Here is a 20,226-nt window from a genome sequence, read left to right as displayed (position 1 = left end):
CCGCGACGAGACTCACGAAAACTGCCCGCGAAACCCCTCTCCGTGCCTCACGTAGGAATGCCCGCGAAACGGTGAGTGTGGTGGGGCATGAGGAATGGGTTGTCGATGCAGTCTCGTGCCGAGGTCACCAGCAGGTACGCGAAGGCGTATGTGAAGGCCAGCAAGACGGACAAGGGCCGAGTCCTCGACGAGGTGATGTCGGTGACCGGCTGGTCGCGGGACAACGCCCGACGTCGGCTGGTCGCGGCCGCGAAACGGCCACCGGGAACTGGCCGGCGGGTCGTCGAGCCGCCGAGGAAGCAACGGGCACCGAAGTACTCCTACGACGCCGTGAAGGTGCTGCAGCGGGTGTGGGCTGCCTCGGGTGGACAGTGCGGGAAGTACCTCGCCGCGTCGATGACAATCCAGCTCGATGGGCTCGAACGCCACGGCGAACTCGTCGACGGCCTCGACCGGTACAGCCGGACGGTCCGGGAGGAACTGCTGTCGATGTCGCCGGCATCGATCGACCGGTACCTCAAACCGGCCAAGGCCACCGACCGGATCAGGGGAATCTCGACGACTAAACCCTCACCGCTGCTGCGTAGTTCGATCAAGATCCGCAAGTCCGGTGACGAGGTTGAAGCCGAGCCGGGGTTCTTCGAAGGCGACACCGTCGCGCACTGCGGGCCGACGTTGAAGGGCGAGTTCGCCCGCACCTTGAACCTGACCGACGTGCACACCGGCTGGGTGTTCACGTCCACCGTGCGCAACAACGCCCACGTCCACATCCTGGGTGCACTCAAAGCAGGCGTCGATGAGGTCCCGTTCGAGGTGACCGGCCTGGACTTCGACAATGGCAGCGAGTTCCTGAACAAGGCCGTGATCAAGTGGGCCGGCGAACGGGAGATCTTCTTCACCCGATCGAGGCCCTACAAGAAGAACGATCAGGCCACCATCGAGTCGAAGAACAACCACCTGGTACGCAAGTACGGCTTCTACTACCGCTACGACACAGTCGAGGAACGGGCCGCGCTGAACCGTCTCTGGCGGCTGGTCAACGACCGGCTCAACTACCTGACCCCGACCAAGAAACCGGTCGGGTTCGGGACCGACCGCAACGGACGACGTACCCGGCTCTACGACAAGCCGAAGACGCCGCTGGACCGGCTGCTCGCAGCACGGGTGCTCACCTCGACCCAGCAGGTAGAGCTGGTCGCCTACCGAGACTCGCTCAACCCCGCGGCCATCGGCCGCCAGATCGCCGACCTGCAGGCCGTTTTGCTCAAACTCGCCAAGGACAAGACCGAACAGCTCTACCTCGATTCGATTCCCACGGCCCTACCCGACGTCCGCAAAGGCATCCGGATCAAGGTCTCCTGACCCACCCGCTTGGCGGGCATTTCTAGTTGAGGCACCACTCCGCTTTCGCGGGCATCTTGACTTGAGGCACTACGTGCCGCGACGAGACTCACGAAAACTGCCCGCGAAACCCCTCTCCGTGCCTCACGTAGGAATGCCCGCGAAACGGTGAGTGTGGTGGGGCATGAGGAATGGGTTGTCGATGCAGTCTCGTGCCGAGGTCACCAGCAGGTACGCGAAGGCGTATGTGAAGGCCAGCAAGACGGACAAGGGCCGAGTCCTCGACGAGGTGATGTCGGTGACCGGCTGGTCGCGGGACAACGCCCGACGTCGGCTGGTCGCGGCCGCGAAACGGCCACCGGGAACTGGCCGGCGGGTCGTCGAGCCGCCGAGGAAGCAACGGGCACCGAAGTACTCCTACGACGCCGTGAAGGTGCTGCAGCGGGTGTGGGCTGCCTCGGGTGGACAGTGCGGGAAGTACCTCGCCGCGTCGATGACAATCCAGCTCGATGGGCTCGAACGCCACGGCGAACTCGTCGACGGCCTCGACCGGTACAGCCGGACGGTCCGGGAGGAACTGCTGTCGATGTCGCCGGCATCGATCGACCGGTACCTCAAACCGGCCAAGGCCACCGACCGGATCAGGGGAATCTCGACGACTAAACCCTCACCGCTGCTGCGTAGTTCGATCAAGATCCGCAAGTCCGGTGACGAGGTTGAAGCCGAGCCGGGGTTCTTCGAAGGCGACACCGTCGCGCACTGCGGGCCGACGTTGAAGGGCGAGTTCGCCCGCACCTTGAACCTGACCGACGTGCACACCGGCTGGGTGTTCACGTCCACCGTGCGCAACAACGCCCACGTCCACATCCTGGGTGCACTCAAAGCAGGCGTCGATGAGGTCCCGTTCGAGGTGACCGGCCTGGACTTCGACAATGGCAGCGAGTTCCTGAACAAGGCCGTGATCAAGTGGGCCGGCGAACGGGAGATCTTCTTCACCCGATCGAGGCCCTACAAGAAGAACGATCAGGCCACCATCGAGTCGAAGAACAACCACCTGGTACGCAAGTACGGCTTCTACTACCGCTACGACACAGTCGAGGAACGGGCCGCGCTGAACCGTCTCTGGCGGCTGGTCAACGACCGGCTCAACTACCTGACCCCGACCAAGAAACCGGTCGGGTTCGGGACCGACCGCAACGGACGACGTACCCGGCTCTACGACAAGCCGAAGACGCCGCTGGACCGGCTGCTCGCAGCACGGGTGCTCACCTCGACCCAGCAGGTAGAGCTGGTCGCCTACCGAGACTCGCTCAACCCCGCGGCCATCGGCCGCCAGATCGCCGACCTGCAGGCCGTTTTGCTCAAACTCGCCAAGGACAAGACCGAACAGCTCTACCTCGATTCGATTCCCACGGCCCTACCCGACGTCCGCAAAGGCATCCGGATCAAGGTCTCCTGACCCACCCGCTTGGCGGGCATTTCTAGTTGAGGCACCACTCCGCTTTCGCGGGCATCTTGACTTGAGGCACTACGTGCCGCGCATCTGCGCGACGCGAAGTCGCGCAACAGGATGTCAGACCGGTCACCCGCTAAGACGCCGCCACCGAAGGCTGATCATGTCACCGCCGACGGCATCATCCCCTCGCCGCAACCGCCGCGGCCTCTTCCCCTGCGCCGGGAACCCTCGACAACATCCGCGCTCGAACCCAACGGCGGTTGGACCCACGGTGTGACTGCCACCCGCACAAGCCCTGCCGCTGATGGACCCGGCCGGTGGCTGCACCCTGCACCCTTTCCGGCTATTATCTGCGTATGAATGCAGATAAGGGTGTTTGTCGGCGGCGGCTACCCGACGACCAGGCAGATCTGGTGGTCGAGGTGTTCCGCATGCTGGCCGATGCGACGCGGGTGCAGGTGCTGTGGGCGTTGGTCGATCGGGAGTGCTCGGTCAACGAGTTGGCCGAACACGTAGGTAAACCCGCCCCCTCGGTGTCCCAGCACCTGGCGAAGCTGCGGATGGCCCGGCTGGTCCGAACCCGCCGGGAGGGCACTTCGGTGTTCTACCGGCTCGAGAACGACCATGTGCGCCAGTTGGTGTCCGACGCGGTGTTCAATGCCGAACACGCCGGCCCAGGCGTGCCGGGGCATCACCGCGACGACAGCGAGCTGCGCGTCCTCCATCCCGGTCCCGCTCCAACACCCATCCTCGGCGAGATCGGCGGTCCGGCATGACCCACGAATCCAAGGACCACGGACATGGTCACGGCCACGGCCACGGCCACGGCCAGGGCCAGGGCCAGGGCCACGGCCAGGGTGGCGGGTTTCGGGCGGCGGTACGAGAGGTGTTCGCCCCGCACAGCCACGACGCGGCGGACAGTGTCGATGATGCGCTCGAATCGAGTGCGATCGGTATCCGCGCGGTCAAGATCAGCCTGGTGGCCCTGGGGATCACCGCCCTCGCCCAGGTGGCGATCGTGGCCATCTCGGGTTCGGTGGCCCTGCTCGCCGATACGATCCACAACTTCTCCGACGCCCTGACGGCGATCCCGTTGTGGATCGCGTTCGCGTTGGGGCGGCGCGCAGCGACTCGCCGCTACACCTACGGTTTCGGGCGGGCGGAGGATCTGGCCGGGTTGTTCGTGGTCGCGATGATCTTCCTGTCCGCGGTGATCGCCGGGGTCGAGGCGGTGCGCCGGCTGATCAATCCCGTCCCGATCGAGCACCTCGGTTGGGTCGCCGCGGCTGGGCTCATCGGATTCCTCGGCAACGAACTCGTCGCCCTCTACCGCATCCGGGTCGGCCGCCAGATCGGCTCCGCCGCCTTGGTCGCCGACGGACTGCATGCCCGCACGGACGGTTTCACCTCACTGGCGGTGTTGTTCGGCGCCGGCGGGGTGGCCCTCGGCTTCCCTCTCGCGGACCCGATCGTCGGACTGATCATCACCGTGGCGATCGTCGCGGTCCTGCGCACCGCGGTGCGGGATGTGTTCCGGCGGTTGATGGACGGTGTCGATCCGGAACTCGTCGATGCCGCCGAGGGTTCGCTGGCCGCCGAGCCCGGGGTGCGCAATGTGCGCAGTGTGCGGATGCGGTGGATCGGGCACCGGTTGCACGCCGACGTCGAACTCGACATCGACCCGGACACCAGCCTCGACGACGCGCACCGGTTGGCGCACGAGGCCGAACACACCCTCACCCATGCGGTGCCGAAACTGTCCACCGCGCTCGTCCACGCCTACCCGGCGCACAGCCCCGTCGCCGCCGGCCGGCACTGACCGACACCTCGTGGATGTACCGGAAGTGTGTGGCGCGCCGGCAGTGGAACCGCGGCGGCGGATGTGGCCGCTGTACGCGGCGGGTTTCACCACCGCCTTCGGTGCACACGGGATCGCGGCGAATCTGGGTTCGGAGACCGGGGATCTAGCTGGTTCGTTGCTGTATCTGGGTGTGTTGCTGGCCCTCTACGACGGCGCCGAGGTCGTGCTCAAGCCCGTGTTCGGGTCGATCGCGGACCGGGTCGGCGCCCGCCCGGTACTGATCGGCGGCCTGATCGCGTTTGCCCTCGCGTCCGGGGTGTTCGTGGTGGTCGATGATCCGGGCTGGCTGTGGCTGGCCCGGCTCGGGCAGGGGGCGGGGGCGTCCGCGTTCTCGCCCGCGGCCAGTGCGCTGGTCGCCCGGATGAACCCGAGATCGCAGCAGGGCAGCGCTTTTGGCAGCTACGGGTTCTACAAGAGCCTCGGCTACACCCTGGGTCCGCTGCTCGGCGGCGTGGTCGTGTGGGTGGGAGGGCTGCCGCTGCTCTTCGCGGTCATGGCGGTTCTCGCGGCGGTGGTCGGGATGTGGGCGGGGTTTGCGGTGCCGCCGGTTCCGCCGCTGCCGCGGTCCCGGCAAACCGTGGTGGACCTGGTCCGCCGCCTGTCGGAGGGATCGTTCCTGCGGCCGACCGCCGCGCTGGCCGCGGCGACCGCCGCCCTGTCGGTGGGGGTGGGTTTTCTGCCGGTGTCCGGGGCCGCGGCCGGGCTCGGTCCGGTCGTGACCGGCGCCGCGGTCTCGGTCCTCGCGGCGTGCGCTGCGCTGGTGCAGCCCCGCGCGGGACGGGCATTGGACGCGGGCCGACTCTCGACCGGCACAGGTATCACCGCCGGCCTCCTCATTACCGGCGCAGGGCTGGGCTGCGCGATGCTGCCGGGCCTGACAGGGGTGCTGCTTGCCGCGATCGGGATCGGGATCGGTACCGGCCTGATCACCACGCTGGCCTTTGCGACTCTGGGCACCTCGACGCCGGCGGAGCGGATGGGGCAGACGATGGGGGCCGCGGAGCTCGGCCGGGAACTCGGTGACGCGGGGGGACCGTTGCTGGTCGCCGGGGCGGCCACGGCCGCCACTCTCACCGCCGGCTATGCGGTGCTGGCCGTGCTGATCGTGGCGTCCCCGTCAGTGTTGACCTGCCGCGGCCGTGGCCAGAACGCCGATCCCGCATTTGACTGAGCTTCTCCGGTCGCGTTGCCCCCAACGGGTCTCATGCCCGCAGGTGCGGATTCTGGGTCTTGTGCCCGCAGGTGCGGATTCGCGGTGGCGCCTAACGAAAGCGACGACGAGAGCGGCCACTGACCTGGGTAAACTTCAGTACAAGCGAGGTGGCGGTGATGCGGGCAGCGTCCAAGCTCGACGTCGAAGATCTGCGGTGGGCGTGGGTCGCCACCTCCGCCGCCGTCGGACTCCTTGGTGTTCGCGTCGTACCCGCGCTCTACCTTCTCTTCATCGCGTCACTGATCGGATTCACCGGCTTGATCATGTTCGGTATCGACAACCACCGCACCACGGGCGCGAGGCTGGCGTCCATCAGCTTCGGTCTGCTGATTCCGGTCTGCACAACATTGGTCCTGCAGGGCGTCAACTCTCTGTGACGCCGCTCCGGCGTGGCGGTGGCGGGATGACTGGTCATCTCTGACATCCAGTGTGCGTAAGCGAAGACCTACCGTTCGTAGACACTTACCAAGCTGGAGACGAATGGGGCGCGCTCGCCGATCGCACGAGGCGCACGATCCTCGAGCGTCTGGCCGAGGGCCCGTGCGCGGTCGGTGAACTCGCCCGCGAGCTGCCGATCAGCCGACCGGCGGTCTCGCAGCACCTGAAGGTGCTCAAAGACGCTGGGCTGGTCCGCGACCGGGCGGTCGGCACCCGCCGCATCTATCACCTCGACCCGGCCGGTATCGGCGTGCTGCGCACGCAGCTCGACCGGTTCTGGGCCCAGGCCCTGACCGCCTACAAGGACGCGGTCGAACAACCCGCAGGAGAGGTCATGACACAGACACACACCGAGCCGGTGCAGCAGCAGATCGTGGTGAACGCAGGTCTGGAGCGCGCATTCGCGCTGTTCATCGAGCGATTCGATGCCATCAAGCCGCGTGAGCACAACATCATGGCGGTCCCGATCGCCGAGACCGTGTTCGAACCGAGGGTGGGCGGCCACATCTACGACCGCGGGGAGGACGGCACGCGATGCCGGTGGGCGCGGGTGCTGGCCTACGAGCCGCCGCACCGGGTGGTGTTCAGTTGGGACATCAACGGGCACTGGCAGATCGAGACCGACCCGGCCAAGACCAGCGAGGTGGAGGTCCGGTTCATCGCCGAATCCGCCGACCGCACCCGGGTCGAGCTCGAGCATCGCCACCTGCAGCGCCACGGGCAGGGGTGGGAAGCGGTCCGCGACGGGGTCGGCCACGACGCCGGGTGGCCGCTCTACCTGCAGCGCTACCTCGACGTCGTCGACAAGGAGCAGTCCTGATGGCACCGATCACCACCAGCATCGACGTCGACCGCCCGCCCGCGCAGGTGTTCGCCTACGTCACCGACCCGACCCGCTTCGCCCAGTGGCAGAAGGGTGTCGTCAGCGGCCACATGGACGGCGACGCGGCCCCGCGGGTCGGCGAGAAATGCCTCACCACCCGCCGTATCGGGTTCGCCGAACGCCCGGTCACGTCCGAACTGACGCATATCGATCCGCCCAGTACCTGGGGTGTGCACGGCGTCGACGGGCCGATCCGTGCGGTCGTGGAGGTGACCGTCGACCCGCTCGACTCCGGAGCCCGCTCCCGGGTGACGATCGCGGTGGACTTCGAAGGCCACGGGATCGGGAAAGTGCTCGTGCCCTTGGCGGTGCGCCCCCAGGCCCGCAAGGAGATGCCGGGCAACCTGGCCACGCTCAAGCAGCGCCTGGAAGCGTCACCGGCACAGCCGAACTAGGCGGAGTACATCCTCCCCACTAGTGGGGCTCATCCTTTCGGGGCCCGCTGCGTGCTCGTGCGGAGGGGTGTGGGGTGGGTTTCGTACATGCGGACCGCGACGGCCAGGGCGGAGGCGGCGCTGACCGCGGCGGCGCCCCACACCGCGGCGTGCAGTCCCATCAGGTCGGCGACGATGCCGCCGAGGATCGCGCCGACGGCGTAGCCGCTGTCGCGCCAGACCCGGTAGATCCCCACGGCGCGGCCGCGCCAGGCGGGGTGGGCGACGTCCCCGATCACGGCGAGCAGGGTGGGGTAGACCATGGCGGTCCCGGCCCCGAGCAGCACCGTCCCGGTAGCCCATCCGGTGAGGCCGTGGGAGGCGGCGATCAGCGCCAACGCTGCCGCTTGCAGGCTCATTCCGGTGGTGATCAGGTGTTTGCGCCCGATCCGGTCCGACAGGGCGCCGGTGACCAATTGTCCGGCGCCCCAGACGCCGGGATAGAGGGCGAAGAGCACACCGATCTGCCCGGGACTGAGGTCGGCGGTGGCGAACAGCAGGGGGAACAGGCCCCAGGAGAGCCCGAAGTTGAGGTTGTTGACCAGCCCGGCCTGGCTCGCCGAGGACAGGGCGGGCTCGGTGAAACTGGTGGCCGCGGCGATCTGCCGGTTGGTCAGATCCGCGTGCAGATGATCGTGCATTCCGTCGGCACGCGGGGTGTGCTGGGTGGCTTCCAGGCGCGCGTAGTCGCGGGTCTCGCGGATGAACACCCCGGACAGCGCCAGGGCGAGTGCGGTGTAGGCGATTCCGAGCAGGAACGGGGCGGGCCGTAGCCCGTACTGGTCGGCGAGGTAGCCGGCCATCAGGGAGCTGACGGCGACGGCGCCGTAGCCGGCGGCCTCGTTCAGTCCCATCGCCAGGCCGCGGCGGGCGGGGCCGACCAGGTCGATCTTCATCACCACGGTGGTCGACCAGGTCAGGCCCTGGTTGATGCCCAACAGCACGTTGGCGGCCACGACCCACCACCAGTTGGGGGCGGCGATGAGCATCAGTGGGACGGGGATGGCGAACAGCCAGCCCACCAGCAGCACCGGTTTGCGGCCGAAGCGATCGGAGAAGGTTCCGGCGACGTAGTTGGCGGCGGCCTTGGTGATTCCGAACGCGGCCACGTAGGTGAAGATGAAGGTGTAGCCGGTCAGCCCGAATTCGTTCTCGGCGAGCAGCGGCAGCACGGTCTGTTGCTGGCCGACCATGCCGCCGACGAGGGCGTTGACCGCGACGAGCAGGCTGAACTGGGCGAGGTTGGGGCCCAGGCCGAGTCGGATCGGCCGGGGCTTGGTGGTGTTCGGCCGGTCTCTGCTCATGCGCCGGTCTCGAGGGTGCGCCCGGTGGCGGCGGCCCAGTCGCCGGGGCCGCCCTCGAGCACCGTCAGCTGACGGTGGCCGGCGCGTTCGAGGAGGCTGGCGGCGCCCATCGCGCGTTCCCCGTGCCCGCACATCACCACGGTCGGCTCGCGGGGCAGGTCGTCGACCCGGCCCGGGAGGGCGCCGAGTTCGATGTGGACGGCGCCGGGCAGGTGCCCGGCCAAATATTCGGGGCGTTGCCGGATGTCGAGAACCCGAACGCCGGTGCCGACGGCGTCGGGGCCGGTCAGCGCCGTGGCGGTTACCTCGAGGTCGGCGGCGGTCCAGGCGCCCACGCCGCCGTCGAGTTCGCCGATCAGGTTGTCGTACCCGATCTTGGCTGCCTGCCAGACGATCTCGCCGGCGTCCTGGTCTGGGTCGCGGACGATGATCAGGGGCCGGTCGGTCGAGGCGAGCCAGCCGAGCCAGCTGGCGAACACCGGGCGCAGCGGGATCGAGAGCGCACCGGGGATGTGCGCGGCCGCGAACCGGGCCAGTGGGCGCACGTCGATCAGGGCGGCGCCCTCGGCCAACCGGTCGCGGACGGTGTCGACGGTCAGGGCCGGCAGCACCGGATCCCGGTCGAGCAGCGGTGGGCCGAGCCGGTTGATCTCCCCGAGCCGGCGGAAGTACGGCGGATAGCTGCCCAACGACCCCAACATCTGGTACACGAACGCGTCCTCGTCGGCGGCGGCGAGCAGCGGGTTGGTGGCGCGCTCGCGGGCGATGGTGCTGGTGCGCTCCGTGCCGGGCGGGGCCGAGCAGAACGAGCCCGCCCCGTGCGTGGGCCAGACCGCGACCTCGCCGGGCAGTGCGGCGATCCGGCGCAGGGAGGCGTACTGGGCGCGGGTGAGGGCCTCGGTGCGCTCCGGCGAGATCAGGTCCGTGCGGGCGGCCGAACCCACGATCAAAGATCCGCCGGTGAACACCCCGACCTCGGTGTCGCCGTCAAGGAGCAGGAACGACAGGTGTTCGTGGGTGTGCCCGGGCGTCATCAACGCCCGCAGCCGCAGCCCGCCGAGGTCCACCTCGTCGCCGTCGCGCAGCCCGGTGTGCGGGAACTCCCGGTCCCCGGCCGCCGAGGCCAGCACCCGCGTCCCAAAGGTGGCGGCGAGTTGGTGGGCGCCGGAGAGGAAGTCGGCGTGCAGGTGGGTGTCGGCGGCGAACGCGACGGTCAACCCGCGGCGGGCGGCCGCGGCGTGCACCGCCCGCAGGTCCCGGCTGACGTCGACCACCAACGCCCGCCCGTCCCCCAGATCCACCAGATACGCGGAGTTGCCGAGCCCCTCGTCGACGAGCGGCACCAGATCGATCCCGGCCATGGCCTTCTCCCTGCCTCGGCGTGCGTGGGCATTCCGGGCGGAACACCCGATCCATGTTCTACACTATTCCAAAGATGATTGGAGAATGCCATGGGTGATCGGATCGCGAAGACGGAACTGTTCGACCAGTTCGCCCGCGTCGGCAAGGCGCTCGGCAGCGGCAAGCGGCTCGAACTGCTCGATTTGCTCGCCCAGGGCGAACGCTCCGTCGACGGGCTCGCCCGCGCCTGCGAGCTGGGGCTGACCACCGCGTCCGCGCACCTGCAGACCCTCAAGCAGGCCAACCTGGTCGCCACCCGGCGCGCGGGCACCAAGGTGTTCTACCGGCTCGCCGGCGCCGATGTGGCGCAGCTGTTCGCGCTGGTCCGCACGGTCGCCAACGAACACCTGCCCGACGTCGAGGCCGCCCGCGCCGCGTATCTCGGCCCGGCCGACACCGAACACGTCAGCAAGGACCAGCTGCTCGAGCGGGCCCGGTCCGGGAAGGTGACGGTGCTCGACGTGCGCCCCCGCGAGGAATACCAGGCCGGGCACATCCCCGGGGCGGTGTCGATTCCGTTGGACGAGTTGGCCGATCACCTCGCCGACCTACCCGAAGATCAGGAGATCGTCGCCTACTGCCGCGGCGCCTACTGCGTGCTCGCCCACGACGCGGTCCGGCTGCTGACCGACCACGGCCGCCGTGCAGCGCGGCTGGCCGACGGCATGCTCGAGTGGCGGCTGGCTGCCCTGCCGGTCGACTCCCTGACCTGAGCCGAAAACCCGGCCGCGTCTGTGCGGGCCCCGTCCCCGAAACCTCCGAGGTGATCGATGAGTTCGCAGCAGATCCCGCAGCAGCGCGCACGCTGGCGGTCCTGGTCGGTCACTCGACAATGGGCGGTCGCCGCCATCGCCGCTGAACTGTCCCCCGCGCCTAGCGCCCTCGACCACCAATCGGCCCGTCGAGAATCGGTTTTCCGACACCCGCCCTGAACTTCGACCGGGTGCGTCGAGAACCGTGTCGAGAAACTATGTCGAAAGCCAATCAGCCGGTGCGACGATGGCTCACCGCCGCCGGATGGGCGAGATCTCCTCTGTCCGGGCCACACATGAGGTGCCACGGAGCGAGCCGATCTCCACTGCGACCAGTGGTAATGGTTCGGGCCCAACGGAACGATGCAACAGTACCTACGCGGTGCTGATGATGTCGGTGTCCTTTGCGTTGTCGTAGTCGTCGTTGATCAGCACGGTGGTGCGTTCGGGTCGGTCGATCATCGAGGCGGCGATGGAGGCGCGGTAGCCGGAGGCGCAGTGCACCCAGATCTCGCCGTCGGGGAGTGTGTCGAGGCGGTCGGCGAGTTCGTGGAGCGCGATGTTGATCGCCCCGTCGATGTGGCTCTCGGCGTATTCGTGGCGTTGGCGGACGTCGAGGACGGTGATGCCCTTCTCGCGCAGCACCTCCCCGAGGGCGGCGAAGTCGGCGACCCGGTAGGACCGCAGTTCGGTGCCGGCGACGAGGGTGTGGATTTCGCCGACCGCGGCGCCGTCGAGGACGTCGATGCCGATACGGACCAGTTCGCGGCGGGCATCGGCGACCTGGTCCTCGTTCTCGCCGATCAGGGTCAGCGGCGCACCCCACTGGTAGAGCCAGCCGAGGTAGGTCACGAACGAGTCCGACAGCTCGAAGCCGAGGGTGCCGCCGAGGTGGCCGGCGGCGAAGGCGGTGCGCTCACGCAGGTCCACGACCCATTCCCCGTCCTCGATGCGGCGGCGGAGCTCGTCCGGGTCGACGGGTCTGGGCAGTGACAAGTCGACCGGGGCCGGCCCCTGGGTGTTGATTACGCCCATGTGGGCGTAGTAGGCCGGGTAGGCGGACAGACCGGCGATCAGTTCGTCGACGTAGCTCTGCTCGTCCTGGGTCAGCGCGGGGTTGGTGCTGCGTTGTTCACCGACGGTAGAGGAGTCGCCGGTGGCCGGGGTGGCGGCGCAGAAGCTGCCGAACCCGTGGGTGGGGTAGACCTTGGTGTCGGCGGGGAGCGCGTCGGCCAGGCGCCGCACCGAATGATATTGGGCGTGCGTCAGTTCCTGGGTGTGCTCGTCCCCGAGGAGATCGGTGCGGCCGGTGGTGCCGAAGAGCATCGAGCCACCGGTGAAAACTGCGTAGGGGGTGCCGGCGGTGTCACGGAGTACGTAACTGACGTGGTGGTGGGTGTGCCCGGGGGTGTGCATGACCTGCAGCCGGATGGGGCCGGCGTCGATGACGTCGCCGTCCCCGACGGCGCGCCGCTGGTAGCCCACGTCGTCGCCGGTGGGGACGACGTATTCGGCGCCGACGGTGCGGGCCAGTTCGAGGCCGCCGGTGACGTAGTCGTTGTGGATGTGGGTCTCGAGGACGTGGGTGATCCGCACGTCCCGGTCGCGGGCGAGGGCCAGCACCCGGTCGATGTCGCGTTGCGGGTCGACGACGACGGCCACGCCGGCGTCGCTGACCAGGTAACTGCGATCGCCCAGACTGGAGGTCTCGATGATCGACACGTCCATGACTCGTACCTTCCTCACATGTTCTCAATTGGTTCGCATACCCGGGAGGGCATTCTTAAGCAGTACTGCGGTCTGGTCGGCCGCCGCGTCAGCGGAGAATGATCGTGTCGACCAGCACGTACGCGGCGACGACGAAGACGAGATAGGCGAACCACCGCTGCAGCCGATCGGTGTCGACCTTCGTGCCGAAATGACCGGCGATCAGCGACCCGACGACCGCGGTGCCCGCGAACGCGGCGGTGATCGCCCAGTCGATGCTCGCGCCACTCAAGTGCGAGATCAGACCAGCCGCCGAGTTCGCGACGATGATGACCAGCGAAGTACCGACCGCGACCGACATCTCCAGGCCGAGCATCAGCACCAGGGCCGGGATGATCAAGAAACCGCCGCCGACACCGAACAGGCCGGTCAGAAAGCCCACCGCGACCCCGGCGGGGACGGATCGGGGGGCGCAGCGGCGCCAGTCGATCCCCGAGTCCCCGACCTCGCAGGCGGTGCCGGTCTCACCCCGGTCCATCAGCATCCGGATCCCGGCGACGACCATCACGGCCGCGAAGCCGATCATGACCACCGATTGCGGCAGCAGGCGCCCGACCGCGCTGCCCGCGAAGGTGGCGGGAATACCGCAGGCGGCGAAGACCCCGACCATGCGCCAGTTCACTTGGTGCTCGCGCATTTTCGGGATGGCGCCGACGAGGGAAGCGATACCGATCACCAGCAGGGAGATCGGGATGGCCTGTTCGAGGTCGAGACCGAGGCCGAAGACCAGGGCGGGGACGGCCAGGATTGATCCGCCGCCGCCGAGGAGTCCGAGGAGGACACCGATGATCGCCCCGAGCGCGAGTGCGACCGTGATGTCCACATAACTCCTTTCGCTTCCAACCCGTGTGCGGGGTCGGGTCTGGTTACCGGTCGCCGGTGTCTCGGGAGAGGGTTTCGATGGCGGCCTGCAACGCGGCGGTGGCGTCGTCGGCGACCGCTCCGAGCCCGGGTTGGTCGGCGACCTGGACCATCACCTGCGGGTTCATCGCGTCGATCACCACCGTGCCCGGATCGGCGGGGTCGGCGCGCACGACGACGTTGCACGGCAGCAGCAGCCCGATCTGGCGGTCCACGGTGACCGCGCGGTGCGCGAGCGGCGGATTGCAGGCCCCGAGGATCAGATAGTCCTCCATGTCCTCACCGAGTTTCGCCTTGAGGGTGGCCTTCATGTCGATCTCGGTGAGCACGCCGAAACCCTGATCGGCCAGGGCTTTACGGGTGCGGTCCACCGCGTCGGCGAACGAGGTGTGCAGGGTGGTCGACAGTGCGAGTGTCATGAGCGTGTTCTACCTTTCTGTCGAGCAATCGAGTGTGATCGGTGACGGTCTGCACCGGTCATCACCCCAATGGGGACGGAGCACGGCCCGTCATCGCCCCGTGTGGGCGGGACACGGCGCGGCGAGGCGCGGTACGCCGAGGCGGTGCAGGAGCAGGCTTGCCGGGCACCATCCCACCGCGCTGAACAGCAGCAGGTTGGCGCCGACGAAGCCGGTGAGCAGCAGCCACCACGACGAGAACGCCAGGGTGAGCGCGATGCTCGCGAGCACCATGATTCCGGCCAGTAGCGGGACCGCCCGCTCGATCGTCCAGCTGCGAGCGTGGAGTGTGTCGGCCATGGTCGCCTTTCTGCGAGCAGGTCGGGGGCGAGGCTCAGGCGAGGGCGAGGAAGAGCTTCTCGAGTTCGGCCTCGGTCATCGGCTCCTTACCTTCCTCGGTCTCCCCGGTGAGGCATTCGCGCAGGCCGGTGGCGACGATCTTGAACCCGGCGCGATCCAGGGCCCGGGAGACGGCGGCGAGTTGGGTGACGACGTCCTTGCAGTCGCGGCCCTGCTCGATCATCGAGATCACTCCGGCGAGTTGTCCGTGGGCACGGCGGAGCCGGTTGAGTACCAATGCAATGCTGTCTTCGTCGCCGACCATGGCGGTTTCCTTTCCTAGACCTCCCACCACTGTACCCCCGGGGGTATTGCACGCGTGTGGCGCTGGGCGCACCGGGCCACCTCTCGGCCGGCCTCAGTGCGAGAAGCTGATCTTCGGCAGGACCTTGCGCAGCCAGGCCGGTGACCACCAGGCGGCGTGTCCGGTCAGCCGGAGCAGCACCGGCAGCAGCACGAGCCGGATCAGCACCGCGTCGAGGAGCACGGCGACACCGAGGATGATGCCCATCTCCTTTGGGGGCAGCGGGTCGGCGAGGGCGAAGGTGAAGAACACCGCCACCATCACCGCCGCGGCGGCGAAGATCACCCGCCCCGAGTGGGCGAGACCGTCGATGTGGGCGACCTCCGGATCCCCGGATCGTTCGTAGTGCTCCTTGGCCGTGGCGAGGAGGAAGACGGTGTAGTCCATGGCGATTGCGAAGATCATCGCGAAGAAGAACACCGGTCCCCACCCGTCGAGGAAGCCTTGCGGGGTGAAGCCGAGCAGGCCCGCGCCGTGGCCGTCCTGGAAGATCAGCTTCGCGACCCCGAACGCGGCGGCGGTGGAGAGCAGGCTGACCACGGTGCCGAGGACGGCGATCAGCGGGGCCTGCAAAGCCACCAGCAACAGCAGGAACCCCAGGGCGAGGATGATGCCGACGATCAGCGGGAAATAGTCGTTCAGGGCCTGCTGCAGGTCCAGGTTCTCCGCGGGTGCCCCGCCGACCAACGCGCCGTCGGGTAGGTCGGCGCGCAGGGTGTCGAGGATCGTGCCCATCTGCCCGTCGGAGGGGTCGACGGTCGGCATGGCCTGGAGCATCACGTAGTCGCTGCCGTCGGGGGCGGGCTGTTGCGGGGTGACCATGGCGACGCCGTCCGTGGCCGCGGCCGCTGCGGCGGTCTCCGCGCCCTCCGCGGTGGGGACGATGATCTGCAGCATCCCCGGTGCCCCCTCCCCCATCTGGTCCTGGACGAGTTCGTAGCCCTGTCGGACCGGGGCGTCGGTGGGGACGACTTCGATCGAGGGCATCGCGACCTTGAGACCGAGCACCGGGATCGACAGGGCGATCAGCAGCAGGAGGGAACCGATCGCGAACGGCCACGGGTGGCGATGCAGCAGTGCGCCCCAGGCGGCGAACCGCGGCGAGCGGTGCACTTGCCGCTTGGCGTAGGGCAGGGAGCCGGCGTTGATCTTGCCGCCGAGCGTGCCCAGCACAGCGGGCAGAAGCGTCATCGACGCAAGGAGCACGAAGAACACGGCGAGCATGATCCCGACGGCCATCGTCCGCACGGCCGGCGCGGGCACGAGGAGAACGGCGGACAGGCTGACCAGCACCGTGATTCCGGACAGGACCACGGCCTTGCCCGCGGTCGCCATGGTTTCGGCCACGGCGGCACGCGGGGAGGAGGCGTGGAGTATCGCGTCGCGGAAGCGGGCGACGATGAACAGGGCGTAGTCGATTCCCAGGGCGAGGGCGAACATCATCGCGAAGTTCATCGCCCACACCGAGATCGGGGTGATCTCGTTGAGCAGCACCAGGCCTCCGGCCGAGGCGACGAGCCCGGCCAGGGTCAGCAGCAGCGGTAGTCCGGCGGCGACGAGGGACCCGAATGCGAGCACCATGATCGCCAATGTCACCGGCCAGGAGAATAATTCGGCCTGAATCATCGCGTCGTGGTTGGCCTTGTTGAAGTCGCTCCAGAGCGCGGATGCGCCGGTCGGGTATACCTCGATCCCGTCCCCGGACAGGGCGGTCAGCTCGTCTTTGTGTTCGTCGACGGCCTTGACCATGTCGTCGGCGCTTGCGTTGGCGCCCGCGATCAGGATGCCGGTGTGCCCGTCCGGGCTGATCGACATCCCCGGCTGCGGCGCGATCACCGCACCGAAACGCGAGTCACCCCCGAAGACCGTGCCGACCTCGCGGATGGTCCGCTGCATCTGCGAGCTGTCCACGGTCTGGGTGTCCGAGTGCACGACCACCTGCACCGCAGCCGAGGAATTGCCGCCGAAGTGATCCTGCGCGAGTTCGCGGACCTGCACCGATTCCGAGCCGTTGGCCTGCCACCCGGCGCCGGCGAGGGAGCTGAACACCGAGGGCGCCGCGGCACCGAGGGCGACCAGCACGATCAACCAGATGCCGAACACCCAGCTGGCGTGGCCGGCCATGGCCGCACCCATGCGTCCGAGCACACCTCTGTTAGAGTGCATCTGAAAACTCTGGCTCGGGTCACGCCGTGCGGGCGAGTCGGCGTGACATGGTCGCGATCATGGCGATGTAGACCATCGCTTCGTGATGATCGGGCCTCGTCTCGTAGTCGCGGACGCAACGCCGGTGTTTACAGATCCACGCGGATGGGTCGGCCGCGCGGCGAGGTGTCTGATGAGGCAGATCCTTTTCCGCGCGGCCTCCCGCCGAACCGGACTTGATGGTTTCCCGATCATCCGGCTCTCCGGTGACTATTGCGTGGGCGGTGCGGCCGACTGCCCCGTGTGGATGTGGTCATGGCAGGTGGTGCAGACCACGAGGGTCTTGCGCCGCCGTTTCGCCATGGCCTCAGCCCATTTGGGGCGTAGGGGGCCGGGTATGCCGAGATCTGCGAGCGCGCGGACGTGGTGGACCTCCACGCTGCCCGTCTGCCGACAGATCTCGCAGGTATCCGCCAGGAGCCGTGTGATCAGTTCCTTGTGCGGATAGTCGACCCGGGTCGGCTGGCGGTCGACGACCGTCGCCGACTTCTGCCGGTGGAGTGGGATGCCCCCGAACCGTGCGACCAGTGGCTGTCTGCCGTCGCGTTCGATACGCGCTTCGAAGCAGGTGCGTGGCCCGTGCGGTGTCTGGATAGTGGCTTTGTGCTTGGCTGCCATCTTCGACACCGATGAGCGGTGCTTACCCGCCAGGGTCTTGAGCATCGAGGTCTCCATGACCCAGCGCAATCGATGCAGCCGGTGGACGTCTCCGGCCGGCAGGTAGTACTGGACGATGCCCCGGTAGATGGCCCCGAACGTGGAGACGATGGTGTAGTCGTCGCCGTTGGTCAGGGCTGCCTGCTTGGCGGGTTTGCCGCGTTGCAGGTACGGGGCGCATTTGGCCTTGATCACCTCCAGCGGCACACGCAGCGCGACCTGCCCGTTGACCGCACGGCGGCGCCGGGTGAACTTGCTGCTGTTGTGCTGAACGGTGATCTCGTAACCGAGGAATCGGGCCGCGCCTGTGCGGGCGTGGGTGATCAGCGTCTTGTCGTGGGACAGTTCCAGTTTGAGTTCGTCACGCAGGAACTGCGCCAACCGCTGTTTGATCTCCTCGGCTTCTGCCTTCGGTCCGGCGAACCCGAGCAGATGATCATCTGCGTATCTGCAGTAGCGCAGCCGCCGATATCCCGGGTCATCCGGATCGGAGCTGGGCAAGCGAACCATTTCCCGCCGCAGCATCCGGGCCTCGGCCCGGTCACCGCGTCGACGGGCTTTGGCCAGCCGGTTCTGCAGTTCCAGGTAGGCAGGGTTGCGCGCCCTGCGTTCCCCTCGGGTGTACTCCGGGATGAGGACCGTCTCGACGAACTCGTCCAGTTTGTGCAGGTAGATCGAGGACAGGATTGGGGAGGCCACTCCGCCTTGGGGAGCACCCGAGAGCGTGGCACCCCAGGTCCAATCCTCGAGGTATCCGGCCTCGAGCATGTTGCGCACCAGCCGCAGGAACCGGTTGTCGTGGATCTTCTCCGACAGGGTCTCGATCATCATGTCGTGGTCGAGTGACCCGAAGCAGTCGGCGATGTCTCCCTCGATAAACCAGGCCGTCCCGGTCCAGGTGTGGGCGATCTCCCGCAAGGCGGTGTGACAGCCCCGACCGGGACGGAATCCGTGTGAACGATCGGAGAACGTCGGCTCGTAGTACGCCTCCAAAAGGAGCCGTATCACTTCACCGACGAGCTTGTCCGACCAGGTCGGCAATCCCAGCGGGCGCGTAGTCCCGTTCTTCTTCGGGATGCGCACCCTGCGGACCGGCCGGAATCGGTAGCGCTCGTGGCGCATCGCACCGATGATGCGACCGATCTTTGCCTGGGACATGCCGTCCACGGTTTCCTGTGTGACCCCGGGCGTCATCGCACCCTGGTTGGCGTAGATACGCCCGTAGGCCAGCAGATACAGCTGCGGATTGAACAGTTGCCGATACAGCTCATCGCACGGCAGCCCGCGTCTGCCGCGCTCACACAGGACACTCAGCACCGTTTCGGCGCTCTGCATTACGCATACCTCCCGATCTGGTCGTGTCCACATCACCTGGCCTCCTTCGCCCTTGTGGTCGGCTTTCCCGACCTCCTCGGCCGGTCGTGACTCCGGCGACTACTACGAGGCCTCCGTCGCCATGGGGCTCGCGCCCGGTAGGCGATCCCGCGTTCGTCTCTGTCGTACGTAGCAGCGTGACGTAGGCGGCCCATTCATCTCCTTGAACACCCTCGCTGGGCGTCGCTCCGCGCTCCGGAGGTTGTGTCGGTCACCATCGACTCCGACACAGAGCACGGCACCGGTTTCAGCGGTCCTTCCGGTGGATGGGAACTTGCATCAACTGGAGATTGGGCTTCAGGCAATCCAGCTTTCGCCCTATCACGCGGGTCCTCCCCGATGCGTCGCCCCGACCACTGGGCCCGACCACCGGGTTTCCTGGCATGCTCTTGTCCCCTTCACCTTTCGGATCCAGGTCAGCCACCCGACCCAAGAACCTCCCTCCAAGTCCTTCCCGGCTGAACCGGGGATACGACAGAGCGCCTCGCGGCGCACAAGGTCCGCTCGACCACCCACCGACGGGGAAGAACCCTGAATCCTTTGACGTCGTCGGTGCGCTTGACGACCTGAACCATCAGTGACACAACTCGTTTCGACCAGTCGATCAGCCGTCCGGCATAGCCGCCGTCCGCCCAGACCAGGCTGATCGTCGAGAACTGGGCGCGCAGCGCAGCCAGCAGCCGGAACGCGCCATCGCGGTCCTGAATCCCGGCCATCGTCACCACGACCGCCAACAACAGCCCGCTCGAATCCACAGCGATGTGCCGTTTACGACCGTTCGTCTTCTTCCCCGCATCGTATCCACGACTCGACCCGGGCACGGTGTCGGAACCCTGCACCGATTGGGAGTCGACGATCGCCGCGGACGGCAGCGGGTGGCGGCCGCCCTGGACCCGCACCCGATCGCGCAGCGCGTCGTGAATCCGCTGCCACACTCCTGCCCGGACCCAGCGGACGAAGATCGCGTACACCGTGGTCGCGGGCGGGAACTCCGCCGGCAACTGCCGCCAGGCGATCCCACCTCGAACGACATAGAAGATCGCATCAAGTACCAGACGGCGGCAGTGCTTTTCGGGACGACCACCACTGCCCGTGGTGTTGCCGGGTGGAGGAAGCAGTGGTTCAAGAATCGCCCATTGAGCGTCGGTCACCGAGGATGACGAGTACACCGCGCACCG

19 protein-coding genes and 1 pseudogene are annotated in these 20,226 nt (G+C 67.8%); 10 read left to right on the top strand and 10 right to left on the bottom strand.

The features are described from left to right. Positions 1-105: 105 nt before the first annotated feature. From PSR88_RS40140 to PSR88_RS40100, 9 genes and pseudogenes are all read left to right on the top strand, one after another. On the top strand, positions 106-1,362 hold the full coding sequence (locus PSR88_RS40140; protein ID WP_016881501.1) for an integrase catalytic domain-containing protein: 1,257 nt from the start codon (positions 106-108) through the stop codon (positions 1,360-1,362). A 181-nt stretch (positions 1,363-1,543) separates the two neighbouring features. Beyond that, positions 1,544-2,800 (top strand): integrase catalytic domain-containing protein, encoded by a 1,257-nt coding sequence (locus PSR88_RS40135; RefSeq protein WP_016881501.1) that lies wholly within the window; start codon positions 1,544-1,546, stop codon positions 2,798-2,800. 353 nt (positions 2,801-3,153) lie between these two features. Then, the gene (locus tag PSR88_RS40130; RefSeq protein ID WP_051004134.1) at positions 3,154-3,573 is read left to right on the top strand and encodes an ArsR/SmtB family transcription factor; all 420 of its coding nucleotides are present in this window, start codon (positions 3,154-3,156) and stop codon (positions 3,571-3,573) included. Further along, positions 3,570-4,616 carry a cation diffusion facilitator family transporter gene (locus tag PSR88_RS40125; RefSeq protein WP_016881499.1) on the top strand — a complete coding sequence of 349 codons (1,047 nt, stop codon included), beginning with the start codon at positions 3,570-3,572 and terminating at the stop codon, positions 4,614-4,616. Before PSR88_RS40130 ends, PSR88_RS40125 begins: the two co-directional genes overlap by 4 nt. Before the next feature lie 61 nt (positions 4,617-4,677). Continuing rightward, entirely contained in the window at positions 4,678-5,829 is a 1,152-nt protein-coding gene (locus tag PSR88_RS40120) for an MFS transporter (protein WP_016881498.1), read from the top strand. A gap of 158 nt (positions 5,830-5,987) precedes the next feature. After that, on the top strand, positions 5,988-6,248 hold the full coding sequence (locus PSR88_RS40115; RefSeq protein WP_029538666.1) for a hypothetical protein: 261 nt from the start codon (positions 5,988-5,990) through the stop codon (positions 6,246-6,248). Positions 6,249-6,298: 50 nt separating this feature from the next. After that, positions 6,299-6,625: pseudogene (locus tag PSR88_RS40110) on the top strand (ArsR/SmtB family transcription factor); the annotation flags it as partial. Between the two features lie 18 nt (positions 6,626-6,643). Further along, entirely contained in the window at positions 6,644-7,129 is a 486-nt protein-coding gene (locus PSR88_RS40105) for an SRPBCC family protein (RefSeq protein WP_029538664.1), read from the top strand. Beyond that, positions 7,129-7,587, top strand: a complete 459-nt coding sequence (locus tag PSR88_RS40100) for an SRPBCC family protein (RefSeq protein WP_016881495.1) — start codon at positions 7,129-7,131, stop codon at positions 7,585-7,587. Before PSR88_RS40105 ends, PSR88_RS40100 begins: the two co-directional genes overlap by 1 nt. Before the next feature lie 29 nt (positions 7,588-7,616). Here PSR88_RS40100 and PSR88_RS40095 read toward each other — a convergent pair whose 3' ends face one another. Continuing rightward, positions 7,617-8,930, bottom strand: a complete 1,314-nt coding sequence (locus tag PSR88_RS40095; RefSeq protein ID WP_016881494.1) for an MFS transporter — start codon at positions 8,928-8,930, stop codon at positions 7,617-7,619. Beyond that, positions 8,927-10,291 (bottom strand): MBL fold metallo-hydrolase, encoded by a 1,365-nt coding sequence (locus tag PSR88_RS40090; protein ID WP_016881493.1) that lies wholly within the window; start codon positions 10,289-10,291, stop codon positions 8,927-8,929. Before PSR88_RS40090 ends, PSR88_RS40095 begins: the two co-directional genes overlap by 4 nt. 90 nt (positions 10,292-10,381) lie before the next feature. Between PSR88_RS40090 and PSR88_RS40085 the strand changes: the two genes are divergently transcribed. Then, a complete protein-coding gene (locus PSR88_RS40085) occupies positions 10,382-11,044 on the top strand; it encodes an ArsR/SmtB family transcription factor (RefSeq protein WP_016881492.1) in 663 nt (220 codons plus the stop codon). A gap of 414 nt (positions 11,045-11,458) precedes the next feature. On the opposite strand, the gene PSR88_RS40080 is transcribed toward PSR88_RS40085, so the two are convergent. The 8 genes from PSR88_RS40080 to PSR88_RS40045 form a co-directional block, all read right to left on the bottom strand. Beyond that, a complete protein-coding gene (locus PSR88_RS40080; protein ID WP_016881491.1) occupies positions 11,459-12,811 on the bottom strand; it encodes an MBL fold metallo-hydrolase in 1,353 nt (450 codons plus the stop codon). Between the two features lie 88 nt (positions 12,812-12,899). Further along, positions 12,900-13,673, bottom strand: a complete 774-nt coding sequence (locus tag PSR88_RS40075) for a sulfite exporter TauE/SafE family protein (RefSeq protein ID WP_016881490.1) — start codon at positions 13,671-13,673, stop codon at positions 12,900-12,902. A 43-nt stretch (positions 13,674-13,716) separates the two neighbouring features. After that, positions 13,717-14,130, bottom strand: coding sequence for a DUF302 domain-containing protein (locus PSR88_RS40070; protein WP_016881489.1), 414 nt, complete (start codon positions 14,128-14,130; stop codon positions 13,717-13,719). Between the two features lie 90 nt (positions 14,131-14,220). Continuing rightward, positions 14,221-14,469, bottom strand: a complete 249-nt coding sequence (locus PSR88_RS40065) for a DUF2892 domain-containing protein (RefSeq protein WP_016881488.1) — start codon at positions 14,467-14,469, stop codon at positions 14,221-14,223. Between the two features lie 34 nt (positions 14,470-14,503). After that, on the bottom strand, positions 14,504-14,773 hold the full coding sequence (locus tag PSR88_RS40060) for a metal-sensitive transcriptional regulator (protein WP_016881487.1): 270 nt from the start codon (positions 14,771-14,773) through the stop codon (positions 14,504-14,506). A gap of 93 nt (positions 14,774-14,866) precedes the next feature. Beyond that, positions 14,867-16,978, bottom strand: a complete 2,112-nt coding sequence (locus PSR88_RS40055; protein ID WP_083853057.1) for an MMPL family transporter — start codon at positions 16,976-16,978, stop codon at positions 14,867-14,869. 249 nt (positions 16,979-17,227) lie between these two features. Continuing rightward, entirely contained in the window at positions 17,228-19,009 is a 1,782-nt protein-coding gene (locus tag PSR88_RS40050; RefSeq protein ID WP_342338993.1) for a reverse transcriptase domain-containing protein, read from the bottom strand. A 455-nt stretch (positions 19,010-19,464) separates the two neighbouring features. Further along, positions 19,465-20,199: an IS5 family transposase gene (locus PSR88_RS40045; RefSeq protein WP_342338992.1), complete on the bottom strand. Its 735-nt coding sequence runs from the start codon at positions 20,197-20,199 to the stop codon at positions 19,465-19,467. Between the last annotated feature and the right edge of the window lie 27 nt (positions 20,200-20,226).

Source organism: Rhodococcus sp. DK176 (genome assembly GCF_038447315.2).
In the GTDB taxonomy this organism is placed as follows: Bacteria; Actinomycetota; Actinomycetes; order Mycobacteriales; family Mycobacteriaceae; genus Rhodococcus_F; species Rhodococcus_F jostii_A.
The sequence above is the reverse complement of the archived record's forward strand: the minus strand, read 5'-3'. Positions and strand labels throughout refer to the sequence as shown.

Excerpts from the sequence above, each read along its gene's own strand:
- PSR88_RS40140 (WP_016881501.1), top strand. The coding sequence starts at position 106 with ATGCAGTCTCGTGCCGAGGTCACCAGCAGGTACGCGAAGGCGTATGTG.
- PSR88_RS40135 (WP_016881501.1), top strand. The coding sequence starts at position 1,544 with ATGCAGTCTCGTGCCGAGGTCACCAGCAGGTACGCGAAGGCGTATGTG.
- PSR88_RS40130 (WP_051004134.1), top strand. The coding sequence starts at position 3,154 with ATGAATGCAGATAAGGGTGTTTGTCGGCGGCGGCTACCCGACGACCAG.
- PSR88_RS40125 (WP_016881499.1), top strand. The coding sequence starts at position 3,570 with ATGACCCACGAATCCAAGGACCACGGACATGGTCACGGCCACGGCCAC.
- PSR88_RS40120 (WP_016881498.1), top strand. The coding sequence starts at position 4,678 with ATGTGGCCGCTGTACGCGGCGGGTTTCACCACCGCCTTCGGTGCACAC.
- PSR88_RS40115 (WP_029538666.1), top strand. The coding sequence starts at position 5,988 with ATGCGGGCAGCGTCCAAGCTCGACGTCGAAGATCTGCGGTGGGCGTGG.
- PSR88_RS40105 (WP_029538664.1), top strand. The coding sequence starts at position 6,644 with ATGACACAGACACACACCGAGCCGGTGCAGCAGCAGATCGTGGTGAAC.
- PSR88_RS40100 (WP_016881495.1), top strand. The coding sequence starts at position 7,129 with ATGGCACCGATCACCACCAGCATCGACGTCGACCGCCCGCCCGCGCAG.
- PSR88_RS40095 (WP_016881494.1), bottom strand. The coding sequence starts at position 8,930 with ATGAGCAGAGACCGGCCGAACACCACCAAGCCCCGGCCGATCCGACTC.
- PSR88_RS40090 (WP_016881493.1), bottom strand. The coding sequence starts at position 10,291 with ATGGCCGGGATCGATCTGGTGCCGCTCGTCGACGAGGGGCTCGGCAAC.
- PSR88_RS40085 (WP_016881492.1), top strand. The coding sequence starts at position 10,382 with ATGGGTGATCGGATCGCGAAGACGGAACTGTTCGACCAGTTCGCCCGC.
- PSR88_RS40080 (WP_016881491.1), bottom strand. The coding sequence starts at position 12,811 with ATGGACGTGTCGATCATCGAGACCTCCAGTCTGGGCGATCGCAGTTAC.
- PSR88_RS40070 (WP_016881489.1), bottom strand. The coding sequence starts at position 14,130 with ATGACACTCGCACTGTCGACCACCCTGCACACCTCGTTCGCCGACGCG.
- PSR88_RS40065 (WP_016881488.1), bottom strand. The coding sequence starts at position 14,469 with ATGGCCGACACACTCCACGCTCGCAGCTGGACGATCGAGCGGGCGGTC.
- PSR88_RS40060 (WP_016881487.1), bottom strand. The coding sequence starts at position 14,773 with ATGGTCGGCGACGAAGACAGCATTGCATTGGTACTCAACCGGCTCCGC.
- PSR88_RS40055 (WP_083853057.1), bottom strand. The coding sequence starts at position 16,978 with ATGCACTCTAACAGAGGTGTGCTCGGACGCATGGGTGCGGCCATGGCC.
- PSR88_RS40050 (WP_342338993.1), bottom strand. The coding sequence starts at position 19,009 with ATGCAGAGCGCCGAAACGGTGCTGAGTGTCCTGTGTGAGCGCGGCAGA.